Annotated in this window: 20 protein-coding genes; 11 read left to right on the top strand and 9 right to left on the bottom strand. The window is 28.3% G+C overall.

Going from position 1 to position 23,862, the window contains the following annotated elements:
* Positions 1-181: 181 nt before the first annotated feature.
* Genes Q1X91_RS06930 through Q1X91_RS06910 form a run of 5 tightly spaced genes read left to right on the top strand, consistent with a single transcriptional unit; the run spans position 182 to position 5,601 of the window.
* Entirely contained in the window at positions 182-1,066 is an 885-nt protein-coding gene (locus Q1X91_RS06930; protein ID WP_300754980.1) for a toxin A, read from the top strand.
* Positions 1,067-1,092: 26 nt separating this feature from the next.
* Positions 1,093-2,187 (top strand): FtsW/RodA/SpoVE family cell cycle protein, encoded by a 1,095-nt coding sequence (locus Q1X91_RS06925; protein ID WP_300754977.1) that lies wholly within the window; start codon positions 1,093-1,095, stop codon positions 2,185-2,187.
* Positions 2,184-3,257 (top strand): UDP-N-acetylglucosamine--N-acetylmuramyl-(pentapeptide) pyrophosphoryl-undecaprenol N-acetylglucosamine transferase, encoded by a 1,074-nt coding sequence (locus tag Q1X91_RS06920; RefSeq protein ID WP_300754974.1) that lies wholly within the window; start codon positions 2,184-2,186, stop codon positions 3,255-3,257. The genes Q1X91_RS06925 and Q1X91_RS06920 overlap by 4 nt, the downstream gene beginning before the upstream one ends.
* Before the next feature lie 57 nt (positions 3,258-3,314).
* Positions 3,315-4,703, top strand: coding sequence for a UDP-N-acetylmuramate--L-alanine ligase (gene murC, locus Q1X91_RS06915; RefSeq protein ID WP_300754972.1), 1,389 nt, complete (start codon positions 3,315-3,317; stop codon positions 4,701-4,703).
* Positions 4,672-5,601: a UDP-N-acetylmuramate dehydrogenase gene (locus Q1X91_RS06910; protein WP_366945499.1), complete on the top strand. Its 930-nt coding sequence runs from the start codon at positions 4,672-4,674 to the stop codon at positions 5,599-5,601. The genes murC and Q1X91_RS06910 overlap by 32 nt, the downstream gene beginning before the upstream one ends.
* Here the strand turns inward: Q1X91_RS06910 and Q1X91_RS06905 are convergent.
* The 8 genes from Q1X91_RS06905 to Q1X91_RS06870 all read right to left on the bottom strand — a co-directional run bounded on the left by Q1X91_RS06905 (position 5,590) and on the right by Q1X91_RS06870 (position 13,880).
* The gene (locus Q1X91_RS06905) at positions 5,590-6,783 is read right to left on the bottom strand and encodes an ROK family protein (protein ID WP_300754967.1); all 1,194 of its coding nucleotides are present in this window, start codon (positions 6,781-6,783) and stop codon (positions 5,590-5,592) included. The genes Q1X91_RS06910 and Q1X91_RS06905 overlap by 12 nt on opposite strands.
* A 98-nt stretch (positions 6,784-6,881) precedes the next feature.
* The gene (locus Q1X91_RS06900) at positions 6,882-7,886 is read right to left on the bottom strand and encodes an ABC transporter substrate-binding protein (RefSeq protein WP_300754965.1); all 1,005 of its coding nucleotides are present in this window, start codon (positions 7,884-7,886) and stop codon (positions 6,882-6,884) included.
* 151 nt (positions 7,887-8,037) lie between these two features.
* Positions 8,038-9,051 (bottom strand): ABC transporter substrate-binding protein, encoded by a 1,014-nt coding sequence (locus Q1X91_RS06895; RefSeq protein WP_300754962.1) that lies wholly within the window; start codon positions 9,049-9,051, stop codon positions 8,038-8,040.
* A gap of 63 nt (positions 9,052-9,114) precedes the next feature.
* Positions 9,115-10,062, bottom strand: a complete 948-nt coding sequence (locus tag Q1X91_RS06890; protein WP_300754959.1) for a hypothetical protein — start codon at positions 10,060-10,062, stop codon at positions 9,115-9,117.
* Positions 10,063-10,076: 14 nt separating this feature from the next.
* The gene (locus Q1X91_RS06885) at positions 10,077-10,862 is read right to left on the bottom strand and encodes an ABC transporter ATP-binding protein (protein WP_300754957.1); all 786 of its coding nucleotides are present in this window, start codon (positions 10,860-10,862) and stop codon (positions 10,077-10,079) included.
* Positions 10,863-10,912: 50 nt separating this feature from the next.
* Positions 10,913-11,683, bottom strand: a complete 771-nt coding sequence (locus tag Q1X91_RS06880; RefSeq protein WP_300754954.1) for an ABC transporter permease — start codon at positions 11,681-11,683, stop codon at positions 10,913-10,915.
* A 104-nt stretch (positions 11,684-11,787) separates the two neighbouring features.
* A complete protein-coding gene (locus Q1X91_RS06875) occupies positions 11,788-12,771 on the bottom strand; it encodes an ABC transporter substrate-binding protein (RefSeq protein WP_300754951.1) in 984 nt (327 codons plus the stop codon).
* Between the two features lie 20 nt (positions 12,772-12,791).
* Positions 12,792-13,880 carry an exo-alpha-sialidase gene (locus Q1X91_RS06870; protein WP_300754948.1) on the bottom strand — a complete coding sequence of 363 codons (1,089 nt, stop codon included), beginning with the start codon at positions 13,878-13,880 and terminating at the stop codon, positions 12,792-12,794.
* A gap of 237 nt (positions 13,881-14,117) precedes the next feature.
* Between Q1X91_RS06870 and Q1X91_RS06865 the strand changes: the two genes are divergently transcribed.
* The gene (locus Q1X91_RS06865) at positions 14,118-15,047 is read left to right on the top strand and encodes a tyrosine-type recombinase/integrase (protein ID WP_300754945.1); all 930 of its coding nucleotides are present in this window, start codon (positions 14,118-14,120) and stop codon (positions 15,045-15,047) included.
* Positions 15,048-15,079: 32 nt separating this feature from the next.
* Here Q1X91_RS06865 and Q1X91_RS06860 read toward each other — a convergent pair whose 3' ends face one another.
* On the bottom strand, positions 15,080-15,757 hold the full coding sequence (locus Q1X91_RS06860) for a PAS domain-containing protein (protein WP_300754942.1): 678 nt from the start codon (positions 15,755-15,757) through the stop codon (positions 15,080-15,082).
* 150 nt (positions 15,758-15,907) lie between these two features.
* Here Q1X91_RS06860 and Q1X91_RS06855 point away from each other — a divergent pair, with 150 nt between their 5' ends.
* The 5 genes from Q1X91_RS06855 (at position 15,908) to Q1X91_RS06835 (ending at position 23,764) form a co-directional block, all read left to right on the top strand.
* Entirely contained in the window at positions 15,908-17,308 is a 1,401-nt protein-coding gene (locus Q1X91_RS06855; protein WP_300754940.1) for a hypothetical protein, read from the top strand.
* A 13-nt stretch (positions 17,309-17,321) separates the two neighbouring features.
* Positions 17,322-17,819 carry a hypothetical protein gene (locus tag Q1X91_RS06850; protein ID WP_300754937.1) on the top strand — a complete coding sequence of 166 codons (498 nt, stop codon included), beginning with the start codon at positions 17,322-17,324 and terminating at the stop codon, positions 17,817-17,819.
* 169 nt (positions 17,820-17,988) lie between these two features.
* Positions 17,989-18,954 (top strand): Rpn family recombination-promoting nuclease/putative transposase, encoded by a 966-nt coding sequence (locus Q1X91_RS06845; protein WP_300754934.1) that lies wholly within the window; start codon positions 17,989-17,991, stop codon positions 18,952-18,954.
* A 193-nt stretch (positions 18,955-19,147) separates the two neighbouring features.
* A complete protein-coding gene (locus tag Q1X91_RS06840) occupies positions 19,148-21,748 on the top strand; it encodes an ABC transporter substrate-binding protein (protein WP_300754931.1) in 2,601 nt (866 codons plus the stop codon).
* Positions 21,749-21,844: 96 nt separating this feature from the next.
* Positions 21,845-23,764 (top strand): ankyrin repeat domain-containing protein, encoded by a 1,920-nt coding sequence (locus Q1X91_RS06835; RefSeq protein ID WP_300754928.1) that lies wholly within the window; start codon positions 21,845-21,847, stop codon positions 23,762-23,764.
* Positions 23,765-23,862: the final 98 nt, after the last annotated feature.

Here is a 23,862-nt window from a genome sequence, read left to right as displayed (position 1 = left end):
ATCATAAACGTATACATTCTGCTTTAAATTATTATACACCTGTGTTATACTTCAAGAAATTAAGGAATACTTAATGCAATATGTCTGGCTCCTGTGCAATATTTTTAATACATATAATCTTGATTTTTTTGTTTTATAAAGTATCATATTAAAAAGTTTGTATTGGATATTTAAGATTTAAATGAAAAAGATAAATATTATTATAATAATGATTTGTTTATATCCAAGCCTTGTTTTTGCTGATATAAATACTCTTTTTAATATGGATATGTATGAGAGGGAGTTATCAGTAAATACGAATACTGGTATTTACAGTAATGAACTTTTTATAGAACAAACTGCTTTAGGAGGATTTAACTATATAAAATTTAATTTAGAAACCAGATTATATTATAGATTATATATGTATAAAAATGCTACTAATTTTTTATTTAAAGGTACTAAAGCAGATTTCGGCATAGAAAATAATTTTTCTCTGTCTTCGGATATGGTAGGGGTATTTGCTGATATTAGACCGCTGTCGTTTTTGGGTGTTAGAATAAGCGGATATGCTGATTTTATGTTTAATATTATGAACTTTGGATATGCTGGTTTTGACAGTAAAGATGTAAGTTATTCTTTTGATGAACTTTATGCCATGAAGAAAGGCAGTGCTTTTGGTTATATAATAAATGTTTCTCCTTATTTTATATTTAAGTTTAATAATTTTGTTTTGATAAATAATTTAAATATTTCATATGTTAATGTTGGAGATAAAGAATATTATTATGATCCTAGAACTTCTATACTTCATAAAAAAAGCGAGTTTGAACTTATTAATGATTTTTTTCTTTTAGGGAGAATTAGTTTATTTTATATAGGCGGGTATTACGGACTTACTTATTTGATTAATTCGAAACATTTATCGCATAAATTAGGAATAGCTGCTATTGTAAATTTTAAATTCTTGAAAGAAAGATTATTACTCAATATAGGAGCTTCAGCTGGTTTGCATGTAGGTATTCCTTATTATAATAATGAAACTTTCATAGAACTGAAAGCGTCATTAGCCTATAAGATATTATAAATAATTTAAAGAGTGTTTATTTTAATATGATAAAAAGAAAATTAATGCCGGACAGATATTTATTGATTATATATATAGCCTTACTTGTGGCTGGTTTAGTAGCTATATATGGTGCTCAGACTATACATGAGCCTAATGGCGGATATTTTGATAATCATTTTAAATTATTATCTATAATGCTATTAGGCACTTTAATAGTTCTTATTCTTCCGGATTTTTTTGGATTTTTAGATAAGATGGTGCCTTTTCTTTTGCTTTTTACATTGATTCTTCTTGTTTGGGTATATTTATTTGGTATAACGGTTGCAGGAAGTTATGCTAAAAGGTGGCTTTTACTTCCTTCTGGAATTACCATACAGCCTTCTGAAATAGCAAAGGTAACCTGCAGTATATATTTTGCAAGCGTACTTAGTAAAAAAGGTGAGAAATTATTTGATATAAGAAAAGGACTGTTTCCTCCGCTTCTTATTTTATGTTTGGTATCAGGGCTTATACTTATAGAACCAGATTCTGGAACGGCATTATTATTTGCTATGGTTGGTTTTTCAATATTTTTTTACGGCGGCATACCTTTTAAATCTTTACTTTTTTCTGCATTGCTTCTTGCGATACTATTTGCTTTATTTATATTTAATATACCGTATATGAGAAGCAGGGTTAATTCATATCTTGACCCGCAGTCTCAGTCGGAAGAGGATATTTATCAAATTAGAAGGGCGAAATTGGCATTCAATTATGGCGGAATTACTGGTATACCTGATGAGGAAATAAGAGATGTGAGTACTCATTTACCTGCAGCATTAACTGACTTTATATATGCTTCAGTATCTCAAAGATATGGCTTGGTAGGTAATTTAATAATACTTCTTTTGTTTTTATCATTTACTATAAGAGGTTTTATTATATCATCGCGGACAAATGATCTGTTTTTAAAAAATCTTTCGTTTGCTATAACTATGTTTATAAGTGTTCAGGCATATTTAAATATAATGGTTGCAACTCTTATGATACCTACTACTGGAATGCCGCTTCCTATTATTAGTTACGGAAGAAATGCTTTAGTTATCAATATGATAATGGTTGCTATACTTTTAAAAATAACTCAAAGGAGTGAAAAATGAATATTATTTTATGCGGAGGAGGTACAGCAGGACATATAACACCTGCTATTTCAATATACGATTATGTAAAACATCAGGGACATAAACCTAGACTTGTAGTTGCTCAAAAAGACTATCATCTTATACCTCATAATTATGATTTTAATACTATTAATATTAATCCTCCGGGAAATTTTTGGAAAAAAATACTCTTTATATTAAGATTTATACCTGCTTTGATGAAGTCTCTAAAAATTATTAAAAGACATAAACCAGACTGTATAATAGGAATGGGCGGATTTGTATCTCTTCCTATGCTGTATGTAGCTAAATGGAATAATATACCTATATTTTTATGCGAGCAGAACTCTATACCTGGTAAAGTTAATAGAATATTTTATAAATATGCAAAACAAACTTATTTAACTTTTTCAAAGACTTTGGAGTTTATGCCTAAAGGAAAAGTTTTTGGAAACCCTGTAAGAAATGACTTCTTTGTAGTTAATAGAGAAGGGGCAAGAATAGTTATGAAATTATCTAATGATGATAAACTCTTAGTTGTTATGGGAGGTTCTCAGGGAGCATTAAAATTAAATGAAATGTTTTTTGAATGTATAAAAGATATTAAAGATAAAGTAAAAAATGTACGTATAGAATGGCTTGCAGGACCTAAATGGGCTTCTGAGATAATAGAAAAAGTTAATAATGCTAAATTTGATAATGTTTTTGTACATAGCTATTATAAGGATATGGCTAATTTACTTCATGCAGCTGATTTTGTTATATCTAGGGCGGGAAGCAGTTCTATAAGTGAGATATTAGCAGTTAATGTACCTTCTTTGCTTATACCTTTTCCGTATGCAACAGATAATCACCAGTATTTTAATGCTTTGGATTTACTTAATAAAGATATGGCTTATTTAATAGAAGAATCAGATTTAAATAAAGAAAAGTTAGAGAGTGTTGTTATAAATAATTTGAATAATGATGAAAGATTAAAAACTATGCGTGAAAAAATTAGAAGCAGTTGGAGTTCAAGAGCTGTGTCTTCAATAGTAGATGATATAATGAGTAATTTGAAAAATAAATAATTGATTAATTTTTATCATTAAAGTTTTTGATTTATTATTAAAGGATTGACTTACATAATGTTTACAAAAAGAAAAGAAAAGATACATTTTATAGGAATAGGCGGAATAGGAATGAGTGCAATAGCAAGTGTATTAAATGCTATTGGTTTTACTATAACTGGAAGTGATTTGGCAAAAACAGCAAAAACTGAATCTTTAGAAAAATCAGGGATAAAAGTATATTATGGTCATCATGCATCTAATATAGAAGATGATATTACTGCGGTTGTAACTTCATCGGCTATAAGTCCTGCAAATGAAGAGATAGTTGCAGCAAAGGCAAAAAAGATAACAGTTATATCAAGAGGAGAGATGCTTGCAGAGCTTATGCGTTTAAGATACGGTATAGCAATATCAGGCTCTCATGGCAAAACTACTACAACTTCACTTATAAGTCAGATAATGATGCATGCAGGTCTTAATCCTGTTTGTATCATAGGCGGCAATCATTTTAATTTGAAAAGCAATGCCGCTTGTAATGATTTAAGCAGTGAGTATATGGTATGCGAGGCTGATGAAAGTGACGGAAGTTTTTTAAGGCTTTCTCCTGTTATTAATGTTGTAACTAATATAGATAATGATCATTTGGATTATTACGGAAATGTTGAGGCTTTAAGAGTTGCTTTTTTAGAGTTTATTAATAAAGTTCCTTTTTACGGCTGTTCATTTTTATGTTTTGAGAATGATGTTGTAAGGGATTTATCTAAAAGTGCTAATAAAAAATATTATTCTTATGGTTTTGATAAATTATATGATTTTTATGTAGATAAAGATTCTATTAGGGTAGAAGCTCCTATTACATATTTTATAGTATATCATAATAAAGAGTGTTTGGGGGAGTTTTCTGTGCCTCTTATTGGAATACATAATGTATTAAACTCTTTAGCTTCTATAGGTGTTGCTTATCATTTGGGTATAGATGTTCCTGATATAAAAGAAGGGCTTAAAACTTTTGAAGGTGTAGGCAGAAGATTAAATAAACTATATGATAAAGAGATAACATTATTTGATGATTATGCCCATCACCCAACAGAAATAAAGGCTACATTGTCATCGGTTAAAGAGGGATATAAAAACAGGCGTATAATAGCAGTATTTCAGCCTCATAGATACAGCAGAACTGAGCTGCTTTTAAATGATTTTGAGTATGCTTTTAATGATGCCGATGAGGTAATTATTACTGATATTTATGCTGCGGGAGAAGCTCCTATTGCTGGGGTTAATGGCGAGATTATATGTGATATAGTAAAAAAACAAAATAAGAATGTGAGATATATAAAAAACATAGATGAAGTATTGCCGGTGTTAGAGAGTATAAAAAAAGATGGGGATATAATAATAACATTAGGAGCTGGTAATATAGTGAGGGTTAGCAATGACTATGCAAGACAATTACAAGATAGTTGAGAGTTTTCTCGAAGAAAAAAAGATAGAATATTATAAAAATCAGCCTTTTAGTAAATGCAGCAGTTTTAATGTTGGCGGAAATATTGATTTGTATATAGCTGTAAAAAAGATACAGGATTTTTTGGATATAGCAAATTTTTTATATAATAAAAAAATAGATTATTTTGTTATTGGCGATACAAGCAAGGTAGTTGTTTCTGATAAAGGATATAATGGAATAATAGTATCATTAGAAGGGGAGTTTGAGTCTTTTGAGTTTTTAGAAGGCGGAGTTTTAAAATCTAATAGTTCTGCTATTTTAGAAAGGCTTTCACATGAGGCTAGAATTAGAAATTTATCAGGATTAGAGTTTGTGGCTTTAGTGAATACTAGAATAGGGGCTGCTATTTATGATAAATTAGAATCTTTTGGTATATCATTATTGAAATTTTTAGAATCAGTGAAAATTTTTAATAAAAAAGACTGCTCAGTATTAGAACTAAGCAAAGATGAATATTTGAATTTAACTGAAGATGAGAGGAAATTTATAGTAATATTATCAGCGGTATTTAAATTGGATAATGATTTGCCTGAAAGCATTGATAATAGAATAGATTGGTTCAAATATATAAGAGGCTCGGTTGCCCCAATGGAAGCAAATATAGGACCTGTTTTTGAGGATTCTCATGATATTAAGGCTTATGAAATGGTAGAACGTGTAGGCGGACTTGACATGAAATTTGGTGCTATGAGATGGCATAAAAGATTTCCTAATTATATTGTTAATGAGCATCTGTATAAAGAAGATGAAGAACCTAGTAAAGCTGAAGATGTTATTAATTTAATAGAAGATACTAGAAAAAAAATAGAGCAGCATTATGCTTTTAGTCCTCAAATTAATATTATTCTACTTAGCTGAAAGATATTTGTATAAACTGTTATTATAAAAATCATATATGGCTATTGATGCCGCTGCATGTATTTCAATTTTTTTGAAGTTTTCAACTATTTTGATTTCTGTAATAAAGTCATAGGAATTAAATTTATTTTTTATATTATTTTTTATTTCATTAATAAAATCATTGCCCAGATAAATCATTTCTCCTCCTATAAATATTATCTCTGGGTCAAAAGTATTAACTATATTATATATTCCTATAGAAACCCAATAGGCTAGAAAATTTTTATAAGTATCTATAACCGTATCATCATTTTTATAATTTTTTATAATGTCATCAAACGTTAAATCTTTATATTTATCACTTTTGTTTTGAAGTTCTTTCATAAATGCTTTTATACTAGCTACAGATTCCCAGCAGCCTTTTTTACCGCAGGAACATATATAATTTGAATCTGTTACTATTGTGTGAGAGTAGTTGGCAGCTGTATCATGAGTACCGTATAATATTTTTCCGTTATTTGAAACAGATACCCCAAGCCAATTACTAAGATAAATATATACCGAAGAAGTTTGTATAGGCATATATTTTTTCATCTCTTCAAGTATATTATATGTAAGCATAGCACATGCATATCTATCTATTATTACATCTATATTGATATTTTTTTCTATATATTCTTTGAGAGGTATATTTTTCCATTCAGGTATTCCCATACAGTCTATAAGTAAATTATTCTTTTTTCCTGTTTTTCCAGGTACTGAAATACCTAGAGAGAATATTCTTTTATTTTTATGTTTTGATATAATATCTTTAATTTTTTTTATTATTGGATTAAAAGTTATTTTATAATCTTTGTTTATTACCACTTCCATTTTATGTTCATATATAATCTCATTTTCTAAATTTACTATTGCAATATGGCATAACTCTCTTCTAAAATGTACAGCTAAAAAATATACAATATTTTTATTAATATCCAGTAATATAGGTTTTTTCCCTCCGAGAGAAGATGACTGTCCTCCGCATTTTTCATATACTATACCTATATTGATTAAATCTTCTACAAGTACAGATATACTTGCTTTACTTAATTCCAAATTATAAGCTAAATCAGCTCTGGAATAATTTCCAATTTTTAGGAGTTTAACTATATCAATATAATTTTGTTCTTTTAAATTTTTAGCTTTTAGTCTTTTCATTTATTTATTTCTTATAATCCTATAATAAATGATTAAAAAAGCGATGCATAAACATAATACACATCGCTTAATATTATTTATAATACTTAAATAATTAACTATTTATTAAATATATTATCATTCATATATTTTATTTGCACATAGCTATTAATATCAACAAAATTTGTAATAGCTTTAGTATAAATAAATATATTTTGCTGCGATTTGTACCATTTAGAAGCTGTGCCGTCAAGATATGCATTTTTTATATCATTTCCAGAAAGCCATACAGCTGTTTCTTTTTCTAAATTTACAGCATTAGTATCAGTGTTATTTTGTTTTGCCACTATTTCAACAGCTTCATCCATATTTTCAGTTCTATAATTCATAGCTTTAAGTATTGCCCTTGAAAATCTATTAACTATGTCCGAATTATTAGTCTGATATTTAGGAGTAACTATCCAGCTGCTTGGAAAAGCACCAGCATCAGAATAATCAATTGTATTTGCAATAGTTTTTGCTTCATCTCCAAGATTTTTTAATATGTTAAAAGTGTAAGGAGCCTGCACTGCAGCAGCGTCAATTGTTTTATTTAACATTGAAGATACTATAGTAGGTCCGTCCATATTAACAATATTTAATTCCTCTCTGTTTATTCCCAATGTTTTAAGTGCCAAATTTAAAAGAATTTCCGAAGAAGTTCCAAATTGAGTACCTACTGTTTTGCCTCTTAAATCGGAAACAGTATTTATTTGAGACTCTGCTCTTACAATAATTTGTTCAGATTTGCTCAAACCATTTGGGAACAATACATTAACTTTTCCTTCGATAGCTAAAGTATGTGCTCCATGACCAATATATGCAAACTCTAAATTATTTAAAAGCATAGCATCAATTTCAGAAGGACCATCTAAAAATCTTATTAATGACACATCTAAATTTTCCTCTTCAAAAAATCCCTTTTGTAAAGCTATTGCCGCAGCAGAAGTACCTGAAAAATCAGGCATGTATCCTACTCTTATTCTAGCTGCTTTTTTTACCTCTTCCTCTTTACTGCCTCCATTAGCACATGATATTAATAGCACTGTTAGTAATGTTAATAATACAATTTTCCTATTATACATAATTACATATCCTTTATTTTTAATAAAAATTATTTTACTGATATAATACCAGCACTGGATATTATACTATATTTTTTATTAATTACAAAGAAATTCATATGTAAATATGAAAAAATATATAATTTATTTCTAATTAGCAATATTTTTTTATTTATTTTAGTACATTATCATTTATATATTTTATTTGTACATAATTATTAACATCTACTTCGTCTGTAACAACACCAGAGTTTATAAATATTTTCTGCTGAGCTTCATACCATTTTGCTGCATCTCCGTCAGAATATGCTTTTTTTACATCATCAGAAGTAAGCCATATAGCAGTTTCTTTTTCTAAAGCAACAGAATCTGTAGGAGTTCCATTTAATTTAGCAACTATTTCAACAGCTTCGTCCATATTATCAGATCTGTAATCCATAGCTTTAAGTATTGCTTTAGTAAATCTATTAACTATGTCTGGATTATCTCTTTGATATTCTGGAGTAACTATCCAGCTGCTTGGGAATACAGCTTCATCTAAATAGTTTGTAATAGATGCTATAATAAATACCTCATCACCAAGCTGTTTAGATATTTCAAAAGTATAAGGAGCCCATACAGACACGGCATCAACTTTTTTACCAACCATAGAAGATACTATACCGCTTACATCCATATTTACAATATTAACATCATCTTTTGTAATTCCTGCCTTTCTCAAAGCTATATCAAGTACTATATCTCCTGAAGTTCCAAGCTGAGTACCTACAGTTTTTCCTTTTAATCCGGCTACATCATTAACATTAGCCCATTTTCCTACTATAATTTGTTCTGATTTTCCTAAAGCATTAGGTATTAATACATTAACTTTACCTTGGATAGCAAGCGAGTGTGCACCATGTCCAATATATGCAAATTGTATATCTTTAGAAAGCATAGCAGCAATTTCAGAAGGACCATTTAAAAATTTTACTAATTCTACGTCTAAATTTTCTTCTTTAAAAAGACCTTTTTCCTGAGCTATAGCAGCAGCAGATGTTCCAGCAAAATCTGCAAGATAGGCAACTCTTATTTTATCAGGTGTACCATTTGCTGAAGAAGCAGACTCTTTATTTACGCCTGAACATGATATTATAAAAGCTGTTAATGCTATTGATAAAATAGAAAATAAGATAGTTTTTTTCATTTTTATTCTCCTTTTTATTAAAATTTATCATATCAAAAAAGAATTTATCATTAATAATATTTATCATCTTCTTAAAGCCATTCTTCTATATGTATGTACTTCGCCTCTCAATACTAATGATATAGCCATAGCATTCATAGGGTTTGATATACCGCCTACTCCAGCATCTCCTATATGCATTATATCTGCTCCTGCCATTTTAGACATTAATGCAATTTGCTTGATTGTATCTATAGGTGCACCTTCCTGAGCAGTTCCTATAGCTGTTTTTGTAAGCATACCAAGACTTTTTGCCTCATCTATAAGTTCATGCACTTTTTCTACAGTATAACCTGGTAAAGTTCCAGGTGCTCCAAACATTATTACATCAGCACCTGCATCTGCAATTTGTTTTACTGTAGCTAATGTATCAGTATTTCCTGCACCTGCTCCATGCATTTTACCTGCAATAATCATCATTTTACCTTTAGCAATAGAAGCTAATTCTTCAGTTGCCTTTGCTATTGTATCCATAGAAACTTTTGTATGAGGATTGCCTGTTAATACTATATAATCAATTCCAAAATCTAATGCTCTTTTATAATTATCTATAGTAGCTTTCAAACCTTCAGGATAATCAACACCTTCTCCTACAGGCTCTAAATTAATACCTATAAATCTTCCTGTATATTTTTTAATTCTTTGTATATGATCATTTCTCTTTCTCGAAGATTCATATAATTTAAGCTGTCCTTTAAAAGTTCTTTCAACTAAAGGCATAGATTCATCTGCTTCAACTTCATCTAAATCATATATAAAAGGATTAAGTAAATCAAATATATTCAATGTAATCAAATCCACTCCCATAGCAGCTAAAATTTCAGGGTCTGTAACTTTTTCTATCAATGGTCTTTTATATATTAATGATTCAGCCATTAATGTTCTGCCTTCAGAATTTCTTATAGTTGCTATTAATGTATTTGTATCCATATTAAAAGTATCAGTATAATTCAACTCAAATATTCTTTTCATATTAGGTTACTCCATTATTTTTTAGCCTCTAAATATTCATGATATACTAACTGCCATAATTGATTTTTTATATCATTAAATTCACTTGATAATTTGGTTTCCGGTACTCTAGGATATGAAATAGGTACTTCAACTATACTTTTAATCCTTCCAGGTCTAGGGCTCATTATAACAACTCTTTGAGCCAAGAATACAGCTTCATCTACATCATGAGTAATAAAGAAACAAGTTTTCTTTTCATTATCCCAAGTATTTAAAAGCTCTGTTTGTAATTGTGCCCTTGTCTGTGCATCTAAAGCTCCGAAAGGTTCATCCATAAGAAGTATATTAGGATTAACGGCATAAGCTCTAGCTATAGCAACGCGTTGTTTCATACCTCCTGAAAGTTCTTTAGGATAAGCATTTTTAAAATCTATTAATCCAACAGCTTTAAGATAATGGTCAACTATATCATTTATTTCAGACTTAGATTTTTTCTGCAATTCCAATCCGAAAGCAACATTCTTTGCAACGGTAAGCCAAGGGAATAGAGCATACTGCTGAAACACAACTCCTCTGTCAACTCCTGTGCCTTCTATAGGTTTTCCGTCTATTTCTATACTGCCTGAATTCGGAGTATCAAGCCCAGCAAGTATATTAAGCAATGTACTTTTTCCGCATCCTGAAGAACCTATAACGCATACAAATTCATTTTTGTAAATATCTAAATTAACATTATCCAAAGCATGAACATCTTTAGTTGTGCCTTTATATATTTTGCTTACATTAGAAATTTTTACTTTTACTTCTTTGTTTGACATATTATAATCTCTTTTATATAATTTTTTACTATATAACTTTTTATTAATTATTATCTTTTTTTCTTTTCCTGCCATACAGTTAGCTTATTTTCTATTAAACTCACTATAAAATTTAATATCAAACCTGTAATACCAATAAGTATTATACCAAGCATAACTATATCCATTCTAAAGTAAAGACTTGCCTCCTGAATCATCTGTCCTAATCCTGCACTAGAACCTGTTAATTCAGCAGCAATCAATGTTGTAAGAGAAGCACCCAATCCTAAACGCATACCAACCAATATATAAGGAACTGAAGCAGGTATTACAACTTTTAAGAAAATATCTTTATCCTTTGCCCCAAGAACTCTAGCTGCTTTTATTAAAGTTTGATCAACCTCTCTCACACCCTGATAAACTGTTACAATCATTACCAAAAAAGTAGATATAAATATAACTGTAATCTTAGCACTTTCTCCAACTCCCTGAGCAACTACAACCAAAGGTATATATGCTAAAGCAGGTATATTCCTAACAAATTGTATTACAGGTTCTATTAATAATTGAACAGGCTGATACCAACCCATTAAAAATGCTATAGGTATTGATATAACAAAAGCTAATCCGAAACCGGACAATACTCTAAATAAACTTATACCTATATGATTTAATAATTTACCATTGCTAATCTCTCTTATAAACGATTTTAATACATCGGCAGGACTTGCTATAACCGCACCTGCCGCAGAAGAGGATACTAGATGCCATATTAATAAAGCTATAATAATGGATGCAGCGGTAAATATATATTTCTTTTTACCCATAGGTTTACTATTCATTGTTATACCTCTTAAATATAATTAAAAATCTAAGCATGTAAATTAAACGGTTTATAGTTAAAATAAAATAATATATATTTTAACTATAAACTTAAATCAATTAATCAATTTAATGCTTGCTTTATAATATCAATTCTCACATATTTATCTACAGAAACAGGTTCAGAATTTAATCTATTGTTTTGTAAAAAATAATCTATTTGTTTTCTGTAAATATTGCTTATACTTCCGTCATTTATTCTGCTTTTCATTGTTTTAGAATCCATCCAATCAGAACTGTATTTTTCCTGTGAAACTGTAGCTATATCCAAACCTATAAGATTTGATACATTTGTAATAGCTTCATCTAAATGCTCTTTTCTATAATCCATTGCCTTGTACAATGCTCTTGTAAACTTTATAACTGTGTCTGTATTAGCTTCTAAATAATCCGGAGTTACTATCCAGCTTGCAGTAGAATCAACACCAACATCTTGAGGTTTGATAATATTTAAATTTTCTAATCCTATTCTATTATCTATTTCAACAGTATAAGGAGGCCATACAGATATAGCATCAACTTTATTAGCCAAGAAAGAAGCAACAGCACTTGAAACTTCAGCATTAAGTATATTTATATCAGATTTATTAACCCCTGTTCCAACTAATACCTGATCTATAATAGTTTCTCCAGATGTGCCTAATTGAGTTATTAAAGTTTTTCCTTTTAATTGTTCTACAGTAGTTATGCCTGAAGTTTTTAATGTTCTAATACCTTCTACAACAGCTATTCCATCTGTAGCTATTATTTGAACTTTTCCTTCAGCAGCTAAAGTATGTGCTCCAAAACCTATATAACCTATTTGTATATTTCCTGAAACCATAGCAGCTATTTCACTAGGTCCGCTTGTGAATTTTACAAGTTCTATATCCAAACCCTCATCTTTAAAATAATTTTGATGTATACCAGTAATAATAGCAGAAGCTCCGCCTACATTCGGGTGATATGCTACTCTTATTTTACCAGTATTTTCATTCGTTTTTTTACTGCATGATATAAAAAAACTAAACAATAAAATAAATGTTATGGTTAATAATATCTTTTTCATAATTTTTCTCCTGCCAATAATTATTTTAATATATCTTCTATTTCAGAATTACTCAAGAAATTCATAACTAAAGGCTGAGATTTATTATCCTGAGACTGCTGCCAAGTTGCATACATACCATCTTTTGTTCTAAGAACATCAACATATCTTGAGCAGCCTGTACCATACGGACTTACAAATAAAGGAAGTTCTTTGCTTATTCTTTCTATGCGTGCAAATGAGCCGTTTTCTATATATGCTGCTCCTCCAAGTTCTTCGCATGAATATCCTCTAGGTCTTTTTACAGCTTTTTCATGCTCATCTAAATTTCTTACGCATTCTCCTCCGTCATAAAAAAATAGACTTATTCTTTTGTTTTTTAATACTCCGACTTGAGGCATATCAATGATACAGGTTCCCCTTGTCATAGCTATATCCCAAGTGTGTCCTTTTTCAAAGAAATAAAATACAGGTGCTTCAAAATTAAGGTTTTCTCCTCTTCTTATCATATATCCAGTATTAGAACTAGTCCAATTATAAGGGTGTGTGCAGAATAACAAATATTTTTTACCATTATAGCTGTCATAAATAAAAGGATCTTTCAAGTGTATAAATCTTGAATCTTCCCCTTTTATAAGCTCTTTTACATTAGAAGCATTTAAATTTTCTATTTTATCAGATACTATTACATCAATATCCCATACACCTGTACCAGGTTTTAAAAAATCCTTAAGGTGATCTGGATATTTATTTTCAGATTTTTCTGAAGATATATAAAGCTCAACCTCATTATCTTTGTTAAATCTTAAAGCAGTTCCTTCAATTGATAAAACGCCTCTAGGAAGCTCTTTTTTTAATATACTTTTAATTTTTCTCCAAGTATTTCCTTTATCAGAAGATTTAAATATAGCTAATTCGGCACCTCTGTCTCCCAAATCGAGTCCTGTTCTTGAATCACCAGAGTTTCTATATCTTCCCGATATATATAAATTGCCTTCTTTATCTTCTATCATATTACCGCCGCCAAACCAATATCCTGTCTCTGGTGTTACCGGTACTATAATTTTAGCTTTTTTCTCATCTATTAGTCTTAGAGAAAACTCCATCAGCTTTTTTTCTAAATTTGTCATAATTAATTACCTCATATATTATTCACATATTAATTAGTATAGTAAACTAACTAACTAAAATCAATTATATTGCTTAATTTTTTATATAAAATATATACTTTTTTTACATAATAAAAATAAAAAAATATTATCAAGTTAACATACTTCATAAATTTATGATTTGAACTATTCGATAATAGAATAACAGTTAACAACATTTCAAACTAATATATTTTTACTAAAAAATGAGGCTTTATTATGAATATGCATACTGATTATGTTTTTAAAGATGAAAAAGTATATGTTTTGCTTGATGAGTTCAGTGATTATTTACAGACATTAAATTTTGCTGCTCATACTATCAATAGTTATAATAAAGATTTAAAAGAATATTTTAATTTTTTGGAAAGTAAAAATATTTTATTAGATAATGCTGATCATTATAGCGTAAGAGATTATTTAACATTTTTAAAGTCTAAATCTTTGACTAATTCCACTATGTCAAGACATCTTTCTTCTATAAAGAAATTTTATAAATATTTAATAAGAAATGGATTGTCGGACAAAACTAGAATAGTTGATATGAAAAGTCCTAAGAGAGAGGAGCATATAGCCAAATTTTTATCATTAGAGGATATAGACAGAATATTAGCTATAGATGATGACGGTGATTTTACTCTTTTAAGAGATAAAATGATGGCATTATTTATGTATGCTATAGGACTTAGAGTTTCAGAATTAGCTTCATTAAGACTTAGCATGATAAAAAAAGGTGATGAAACATTGAGAATATGCGGAAAGGGATCTAAAGTAAGAGATATTCCTGTTCTTCCTATAGTTTATGAAAATTGGGATATCTATATGGAAAAAAGAAGAATGATACAAAAAGAGTATTCTCAAAATAATGACTATTTATTTATAAACAGATTTGGAAAACCAATAAGCGACAGAAGCATAAGAACATCTATGAAACGCCTAATCAGGAATGCAAATATATCCATAGATTTTTCTCCCCATACATTAAGACATACTTTTGCAACTCACCTTCTTAATAATGATGCTGAAATTAGAGGTGTTCAGGAATTATTAGGGCATGAAACTATAGCAACTACTCAAAGATATACTCATGTTACTAATTCAAGATTATTTGAAGTGTATAATAAATTTCACCCTCATTCTAATAATTAGATTTAAATTATAATAAATTGAATTATAATAAATTATATTTTATTTGTTATCGATTTTTTTATTCTTTTTATGCTTCTAAGATGAAGATATACTGTATGGTGAGATATATTTAGATAATTTGCAACTATCTGAACTGATTCTTTAAACTCAAATATTCCTTGATTAAATAATTTTCTTATAATTGTTTTATTATAAACAGACGGACCTACTTCATCTCTATCTATTCCAGTAATAACTTTCTTTATAGCATCTAAAATTATTTCTTCGGATTTATTGTTTTTATTTTCTTTTATTTCAGTATTGCAGGCAGCGTGTTCTGGAATAAATATTTTTAGCGTATTAATCAAAGAAATATCATAATTCCAATTTATCATCATAAGCCCTATTGGAATTTTATTAGAATTTTTTATTAAAGTATAATTTATTTTCGAGCATTCGCCAGTTACATTTTCTATAAAGTTATTTTTATAATCATTATTTTTATCTAAAAGTTCATTTAGTACACTTTTATCTCTTTCAAATAAATAATCGCCTATTTTTTTATTTGATAAATGACCATTAACAATATGTATTATTGAATGCTGTTTATTTTCAAAGGAGTATAGTATTAATTCTGCATTTTCACCTAGGTATTTTCCAAGAGATTGACATACAGTCCTGTAGGAATCTAGTATAGCAAAATCTTCTTGAGTATATCTGTATTCGTCCATTTATATATTTAGCTCCTTCATAATATACTACTTATTTAATAATATAATAATTTTTTTTCTTTTTACAATTTTTTTTAATAAAATGTTTGTTTTATTGTTATTATATAATATAATAACCAATTATTATGTTATTATTAAGCAGGTAATTATATGGAAATAAATTTAGATAATTATGCTTTGATATCATTAGATAAACTCAAAGATTATAAAGATTTAATACAAAAGGATAAAATAGAAATTATTTCTAAAAATGAATATGGTATTGTAAATGCAGTGCCTTACAATAAAGTTGATTTTTTATTTAGTGAAGATTGTCAGAATAATATTTTATTCAATAAATCAGAGTATTATATATATAAGTCATACCTAGAGATGATAGAATTTTTTGTAAATCCAAATTCTTTAAATAGTAAAGATTACTTTTATTCTATTTTTACAAGCTGTAAAGACCCTATAGAAAGTATTAGAATAGTTCAGGAGAAAATGCTTGAAGAGATATTATCTATGAATTATTTTAGAAGAATAGAAAATATTAAAGAGCTTATATTAAAATTAGAGATGGAAGAGAATAGAGATAAATTTACCTGTAAAGCTGCTGAAATAGTAGGGGAGATATTAATAAAATTGGGATTAATGCAGAGAATAAATGTTATTGGAAATATATCTGATAATGAATTATTTGATTCTAATAATTTTAATATCAATTATGAAGAACTTTTAAGAAGTGTAGCAGAAAGTGTTTTTGTACTTCTTAATAAACCGTATGAAAAAAATGACATGTTTACAAATACTATAGGGTTTACTGGATGTAATATAATAGATCATAGCAGCAGATTATTTATAAATACTATAGAATATATGATATTTTACAATAAAAATATTAATATGGGTATACTTTCAAAAATAAGGGCTAAGTGGAAAAATGACTATATGCAGTATTATGATAAAATATCTAAAAAAAATAGATTTATTAAAGATACAAGCAAATTAGATAATATATTTAAATTAGGTATAAGACAGTTTGATTATATTGAAATTGTTAATATGTCTATTGCCGCACTTTTACATGATATTACATTAACAGAAATTATTAATTATTTACCTGTAGAAAATAGTAATAATGAACTTTACTCTCATGCTATTAAGTCATATAACTATCTTAAATACTCTATATCTAATAATCAAGATGTTAATTTAGCAGTAGGTCTTCATCATGAATATTACGGATATGGTTACGGCTTTGCAATTACATTATGCGAGGCTATGAGAGCAAAGAGACCTAATTTTGAATATCAGTATTTAATTACTTTTGATTCTAAAGATATACTTAATTTTACATCTTCTGTATATTATCCAGTAAAGATTTTAGAGATACTAGACTTATATGATTTCCTAAAATATAAAAGAGATATATGTTTTAATGAAATTGATACAGATAATGATATTTTAAATTATATGTATGATAATTTCTTAAAAGATGAAGTAAAAATTGATTATATATTATTTACTATATTTAAAAAATATTTACTAGAAATGAAAACTTTTGATTAAGGGCTTATAATATATGACAAGAATCTTTATTAGTTTAATTACTTGTGCTTTTTTATTTGCTGTTTCATGTTCAAATGATGAAAACAAAAAAACACGAAATAATGATAATATATCAGAAAATGTTTTAGATTATGTTCAGATGGATTCTCCTAACTCATTTATTCCTTTAGGCATAAAAATTTCTGCTCCTGAAAATAGTTTAAATGCAAGGTATTTTATAATAAATAAAGACATTGCAGAGATTGATTTTGATTATATGGATAATTCTTATATATATAGAGCTTCTAAAAACTCTAATAATTTATTATCGTTTTATGGCAATTATACAAATAGCGGAAAAAATTTTATAGAAGATGATATCAATGTTGAATATAATATTTCTTCAAATGGGGAGAAGTTTACTTTATGGAGAATAGATGATATTTATTATATTCTCTCTTCAAAAGCCGAAGATGATACTGATTTAACTAATCTTTCATTGATTTATATAAAATTTATTAATAATAAATGATTAAATTATAAATGTTATTGAAAATTTGTATATTATATTTTGTAAAATTAGTGTTTTTTAATACTATCAAGATAAAAAAGTTAATTACAAAACAATTCTGATATTTGTTATAATATTTTATAAAATTATACTACTTTACATTTATTATTAATGTTAGTATAATAAAATTATGAAATATTTAGATAAATTAAAACAAATATTAAATGAACCTGTTACAGTTGATAATTTAAATAGAATTAATGACTATTTTATACGCTATTTATTTTCTCATGCGGGTAATGAAAATATAGCTTTAAATTTTATTAATGCTGTATTTAAAGATTTAAATTTTGAAACTTTCAAGAAAATAGAAATACTTAATCCATTCAATATTGCTGAAAATTACGATGAGAAAGAGTCTATAGTTGATATAAAAGCAACTACAGAAACAGGTATAACCGTTTTAATAGAAATACAATCAAGGGGAAATGAAGATTTTATAAAAAGGGCTTTATACTATTGGGCTTATAATTATAGTTCTAGTTTAAATAGAGGTTCTTTTTATGATGAATTAAAGCCTACTGTAAGTATTAATATTACAAATTTTATATTAACTGATGAAGATAAAGGGCATAGCTGTTACGTATTAAAAGAGTTAAATAACAATAAAATTCTGACAGATCATTGTCAATTACATTTCCTAGAGCTTCCTAAATTCAATTTAAAAAATATTTCTGCGATAGAAAGTTTAGATAATATACATAGAGAATTCATTTCTTGGATAAAATTTTTTAAGGGGGAAGATATGTCTATCTTGATGAAAGAAAATACTATATTTGAAGAAGTAGAAAAAAAATGCCAAACTTTTGTTAATGATAGTCCAGTAATGGATAAATATAAAAAGCGTGAAGTAGATACTTATTTTTTTAATAAAAGCATAGAATTAGATATGAGAAAAGCTAAAGAAGAAGGCATTAAAGAAGGTATTAAAGAAGGTATTAAAGAAGGTATTAAAGAAGGTATTAAAGAAGGTATTGAAAAAGGTATTGAAAAAAATAAAATAACAATAGCTAAAAATTTAAAAAAGTCTGGTTTAGATATAAAGTTTATAAGTGATAATACAGGATTGAGTATAGAAGAAATAGAAAATTTATAATACAATAAATAATATTTGGTTTATTTATTATAGCATGTATTATTTTAATCTAAAATTAATATTAAAATAATTTTTCAATAAATATATTATTTAATTTAAAATCATTCATATCTTAATACTTATTATTTATTGACATTTATTATTTATGCTATTATTATATGTGTTATGTTAATTTGTATAATGAGGACTTTTAATGAAATTAAATAATAACATTTTTAATATATTAATAATAATATCAATTATAATTTTGTCATGTTCAAATAATAAAGAAGAGATTGAACAAAAGGAAATAGAAAGAGGCGGAGCATTAATAGATAAGATAATATATGAAGTAAGAACTGATATGACAATAGCAATTAAAGATGTAGCAGACGGCAGAGCTGATTTAATGGCTAGCGGAATAGACGGTGCTGCTTATTTGTCATTAGGCGAAAGTGATTTAGAAAAACTTGATACTTATGCTGTTCCTTCAGGATCTTGGTCTTTGCTTTTTAATCCAGTACCTAATAAAGCCCCATATACAGTTACAACTAGAGAAGGCAAAACTTATTTTAATCCTTTAGCTATAAAAGAAGTAAGATTTGCTATGAATTTTTTGATTGACAGAAAAAAACTTGTTGATGAAATTTTAAGAGGAGCAGGAGAGCCTTCATTTACTCAGGCTACACCTGGTCAGCCTGGTACTTACAGATATAATCTTATCCCTTCAAAAATGGGTATGACAGCAAATGGTAATGAAGAGAAAGCAATTAATGATATAAATAAAGCTATGGAAAAAGCAGCCAATTTACCAGAAAACAGAGGAAAATTAGTAAAAGAAAATGGCTGGTGGAAATATAACGGTGAAACAGTAACTATTAAATTTGTTATAAGAGTTGATGATCCTACAGGAAGACTTCCTGCAGGTAATGCGGTATCCGATTTGATAGAAAAAACAGGTATAAAAGTAGAAAAATTATTATATGATAGAAATAAATCAACACAGGTGGTATATGGTTCAGACCCAAAAGACTATGAATGGAATATTATAACAGAGGCTTGGGGAGCAGGTGCAACAAGAGCTTGGTGGGACGTTACATTAAGACAGATGTATGTGAGAGAAGGCAACTATATGCCGGGCGGTAATATTTCTGAGTTTTGGAACTATGATAATAAAGAGGCTTCAAGAATAAGCGATAAAAATTCAAACGGTTGGTTTTTGACTGCTGATGAATATTGGAATGGTAATATGCGTTTGCAGGAAATAGGGCTTGAAGATGCTGTAAGAATATATTTAAACTCTCAGACTCAATTTTTTGTTGCAAATAAAGAGAGATTCAATAGAAGAATGCTTTACGGCGTAGGCGACGGAGTTAATGACTGGTCTATAAGAAGTGCCGATATAAAGCCAAATCGTAACGGAGAAAAAGTATTAAGAGTTCTTCAGCATTCAGCTCAAGGTTCATTGTTTATAAGTCCCTGGGACCCTGTAGGTGTAGGTGGATTTTCTGATGCTTATTCTGCTATAATGATAGGACCTTGCTCGGATGCGGGGGCTACTTTTGAATCACCTTCTACTGCTAAAACAGAGTTTATACTTGGAGAGGCTGATACTAATAGTTTAGAAATAGGAGTGAGAGCTGGAAATAACGGCATACCTGTCGGTACTATAAAAGTGCCTCAAAATGCTAAGATGTATAATCCTTATACTCAGAAATGGGAAGAGGGGCTTACTGTAAAAGTTAATGAAAACGGAGAGTTAGTTTATCAAAAATCTGATAATCTTACTGCTTATGTGAAATGCGATTTTAAACCTAGAAGTTTTAAATGGCATCATGGTATAGAATCTTCTTTAGTTGATTTGATGTACGGAAGCGTATTTATAGCTAATGTTATCACAAAAACTAATGAAAACGATAAATATTATGATTCTGCCATGGCTGGAAGATATCTTTCTGCTATGGACGGAGCTGTAGGAAGTATTATAAATGAAGACGGAAGTTTTACTCTTTATGGAAATTATTATTGGCCTATGGATATGGACAGACAAATTGCCGTTGCTGCGGTTAGTCCTAAGATAGGAAACCCAAACAGAAATACTGTTATTCCTTTTGAGATAAATGAAGCTATAATGAAAATTGTACTTGAAGGCTCTAAATCTGGAAATGTTTACACCATATCTCAGGATCAGTCTTTAACTTCTATAGATGTAAAAAATCCTACTTGTGTATCGGATATAAAAGAAAAATTAATTGAGATGAGAGACAGTGAATATATACCTGCTGGAATAGAGGATTTTATAACAAAAGAAGAGGCTGTTAAAAGATATCAGGCTGCTATTGACTTTATAGATAAATACGGACATGCATATATATCAAACGGACCTTTCTTTATATCAAGAATAGATTCAAAGGCTAATTATATAGAACTAACTGCTTTTAAAGATTACAGCTATACTGCTGAATATTGGATTGAAAGATTATCAACTAAAATGAGCAGAATAGAAGATATTGAAATGCCTGCTATAGCAAGTAAAAATAATGATATTAATATTGATATTTATGTTTCTTCTTACAATTATCCAGATAATGCTTTAGAGCTTCCAGACCCAAATACTACTGTAAAAGTTCTGCTTCAGTTACAAAATGGAGGCGAAAGAGAATATAAGGCTGTTTTATATGATGATGTGTTTAGACTTACTATACCAAAAGAAGATTTATCATATCTGCCTAATGGTAATTATATAGCTGTTATAGAATCATATATTGCTGATGAAACCCCTTATATAGAAACTAGGAGTTTTATATTACAATAGGGCTGTATATAATTTTTTAATTGCGGTCTTTTAATTTATTAAAAATATGTTATTATATCTCTCAAAATTTAGTATTAAAATATGGCAGGTTAGTTTATGGAAAATTTTAATAATAATGATTCAAATAATAACAGCAATTTAATTAATAGTGAACAGAATAATGTAAATAATAATTCTATAGAAAGAGTAAATAAATCTAAAGAAGCAGAAGAAAATAAAAAATATATATTTAAAGTAGCTGTTGTGGCAGTTGCAATTGTTTTTGTACTTCTTGTGGGTGCTGGTATCATTGTAGGTTTGTTCTTATTTATAAAGGGCAAATCTGATATGGATAAAATGGTTAGAAACTATGAAATATACAGCGAAGAGATATATAATAAAAAATACGGCGACAGAGTTGTAAAAGAAATGGTTAATAATCATTCTGCTGATGTTAATGAAACAGACAGCGATAATCAAACTCCTTTATATCATGCTGTACAAAATAATAATATTAAAGCTGTTAAGTTTTTATTAGAGAATAAAGCCGATACAGAAATAGGCAATGATTCAGGAATTAGCCCTTTGCTGCTTGCTGTAAGCAATAATAATACAAAAATAGCTGAACTTCTTATAAAAGAAGGAAAAGCTAATGTATACGGTTCTTATGCTGGCAAGTATTTAGATCATTATCCTATATATTATGCGGTTTCTCATACTAATAAAACTATGATAAAACTTCTTTTAGATAATTCATTTGATTTAAAAAGAGAACCTTCTCTTTTAAGTTATGCAATTGAAAATAGCGATGAGAGCATAGTACGTTATTTAATAGATAATGGGGCAGATATTAATTATAAAAATGCTGACGGAACTACTGTGCTTTATAATGCTGTTTTATCACTTAATCCTGCTTTAGTTGATTACTTTTTATCAAAAGGGGCTAAAATAGAAGAGGCTGGAGAAAGCGGCATATATGGAAATATAATAATGGCAGCAGCTGGATCTAAATTTAATAATACTAGTTCAACTCCTGCGGATTTAGTATTGGTTCAGCAAAAATCATCAGACAGTGCAAAAATAATGGAGAAAATAATTACAAATATAAATAAAGGCGTATTAAACAGACTTGTTAACGGAAAAAATGCATTGATAATAGCGAGCGGTAATTCATATATAGATACAGTCAAAGTGCTTCTTACAAATGGAGCAGATGTTAACTCTTCAGACAATGACGGCTGGACTTCTTTGATGTATGCTGCAAATAATGGAGATATTGAACTTGCAAAAATTTTAATAGAAAATAAGGCTAATGTTAATGCTGTAAGCTATGAAGAGAAAACTCCTCTTTTATATGCTATGAATAGTCCTATAGAATCAAGCAGAACTGATATGATAAAACTTCTTATAGAAAATAAAGCGAACATTAATACAGAAGACAGTAATGGACTTAGTCCTTTAACTATTGCCGTTATGAACAATGATGTTGAGCTTACAAAATTATTAATAGCAAATAAAGCTAATCTATCCATAGTAACAAAAGATGGGGAAAGCCTAATTGAATATGCTATAAATAATGATAATGTTGATTTGCTTCAGGTATTAGTGGAAGCTGGTGCTGATATAAATTATGCTGGAATATCAAGCTACACTCCTTTGATGATAGCTTCAAAAAGCGGAGCAGAAAATATTACTAGAATATTATTAACTCAGAAAGCAGATTTAAATGCAGTTGATAAATACGGAGATACTGCTTTGCATATAGCTTCAGAGTATTCTAATCTTCCTATTGTTAGAATGCTGTTAGAGAAAAAGCCAAATCTTAATATACAAAATCAGAATGGAGATACTCCTTTACATAAAGCTGTAACTTCTGGAAATGTTGATATAGTAAGTGAATTAGTATTATCAGGTGCTGATGTTATGGTTAGAAATAACAGCGGAAAATATCCTATAGATATAGCAAGAGATAATAATAACAGTGCTATATTTGAGATATTGAGAGAAGCTGAAGAAAAACAGAATTCATCTTTATAATAAAATTAATAATAATTTTTATTTGACATTAGATAGAAATTATTGTATTATAGCTTAAATATTGAGTTAGGAGAATCAAATATGGTTATAATCGCATC

The sequence above is a fragment of the uncultured Brachyspira sp. genome, assembly GCF_949287625.1.
In the GTDB taxonomy this organism is placed as follows: Bacteria; Spirochaetota; Brachyspiria; order Brachyspirales; family Brachyspiraceae; genus Brachyspira.
Note: the sequence above shows the minus strand (reverse complement) of the source record. Positions and strands in the feature narration are given on the sequence as shown.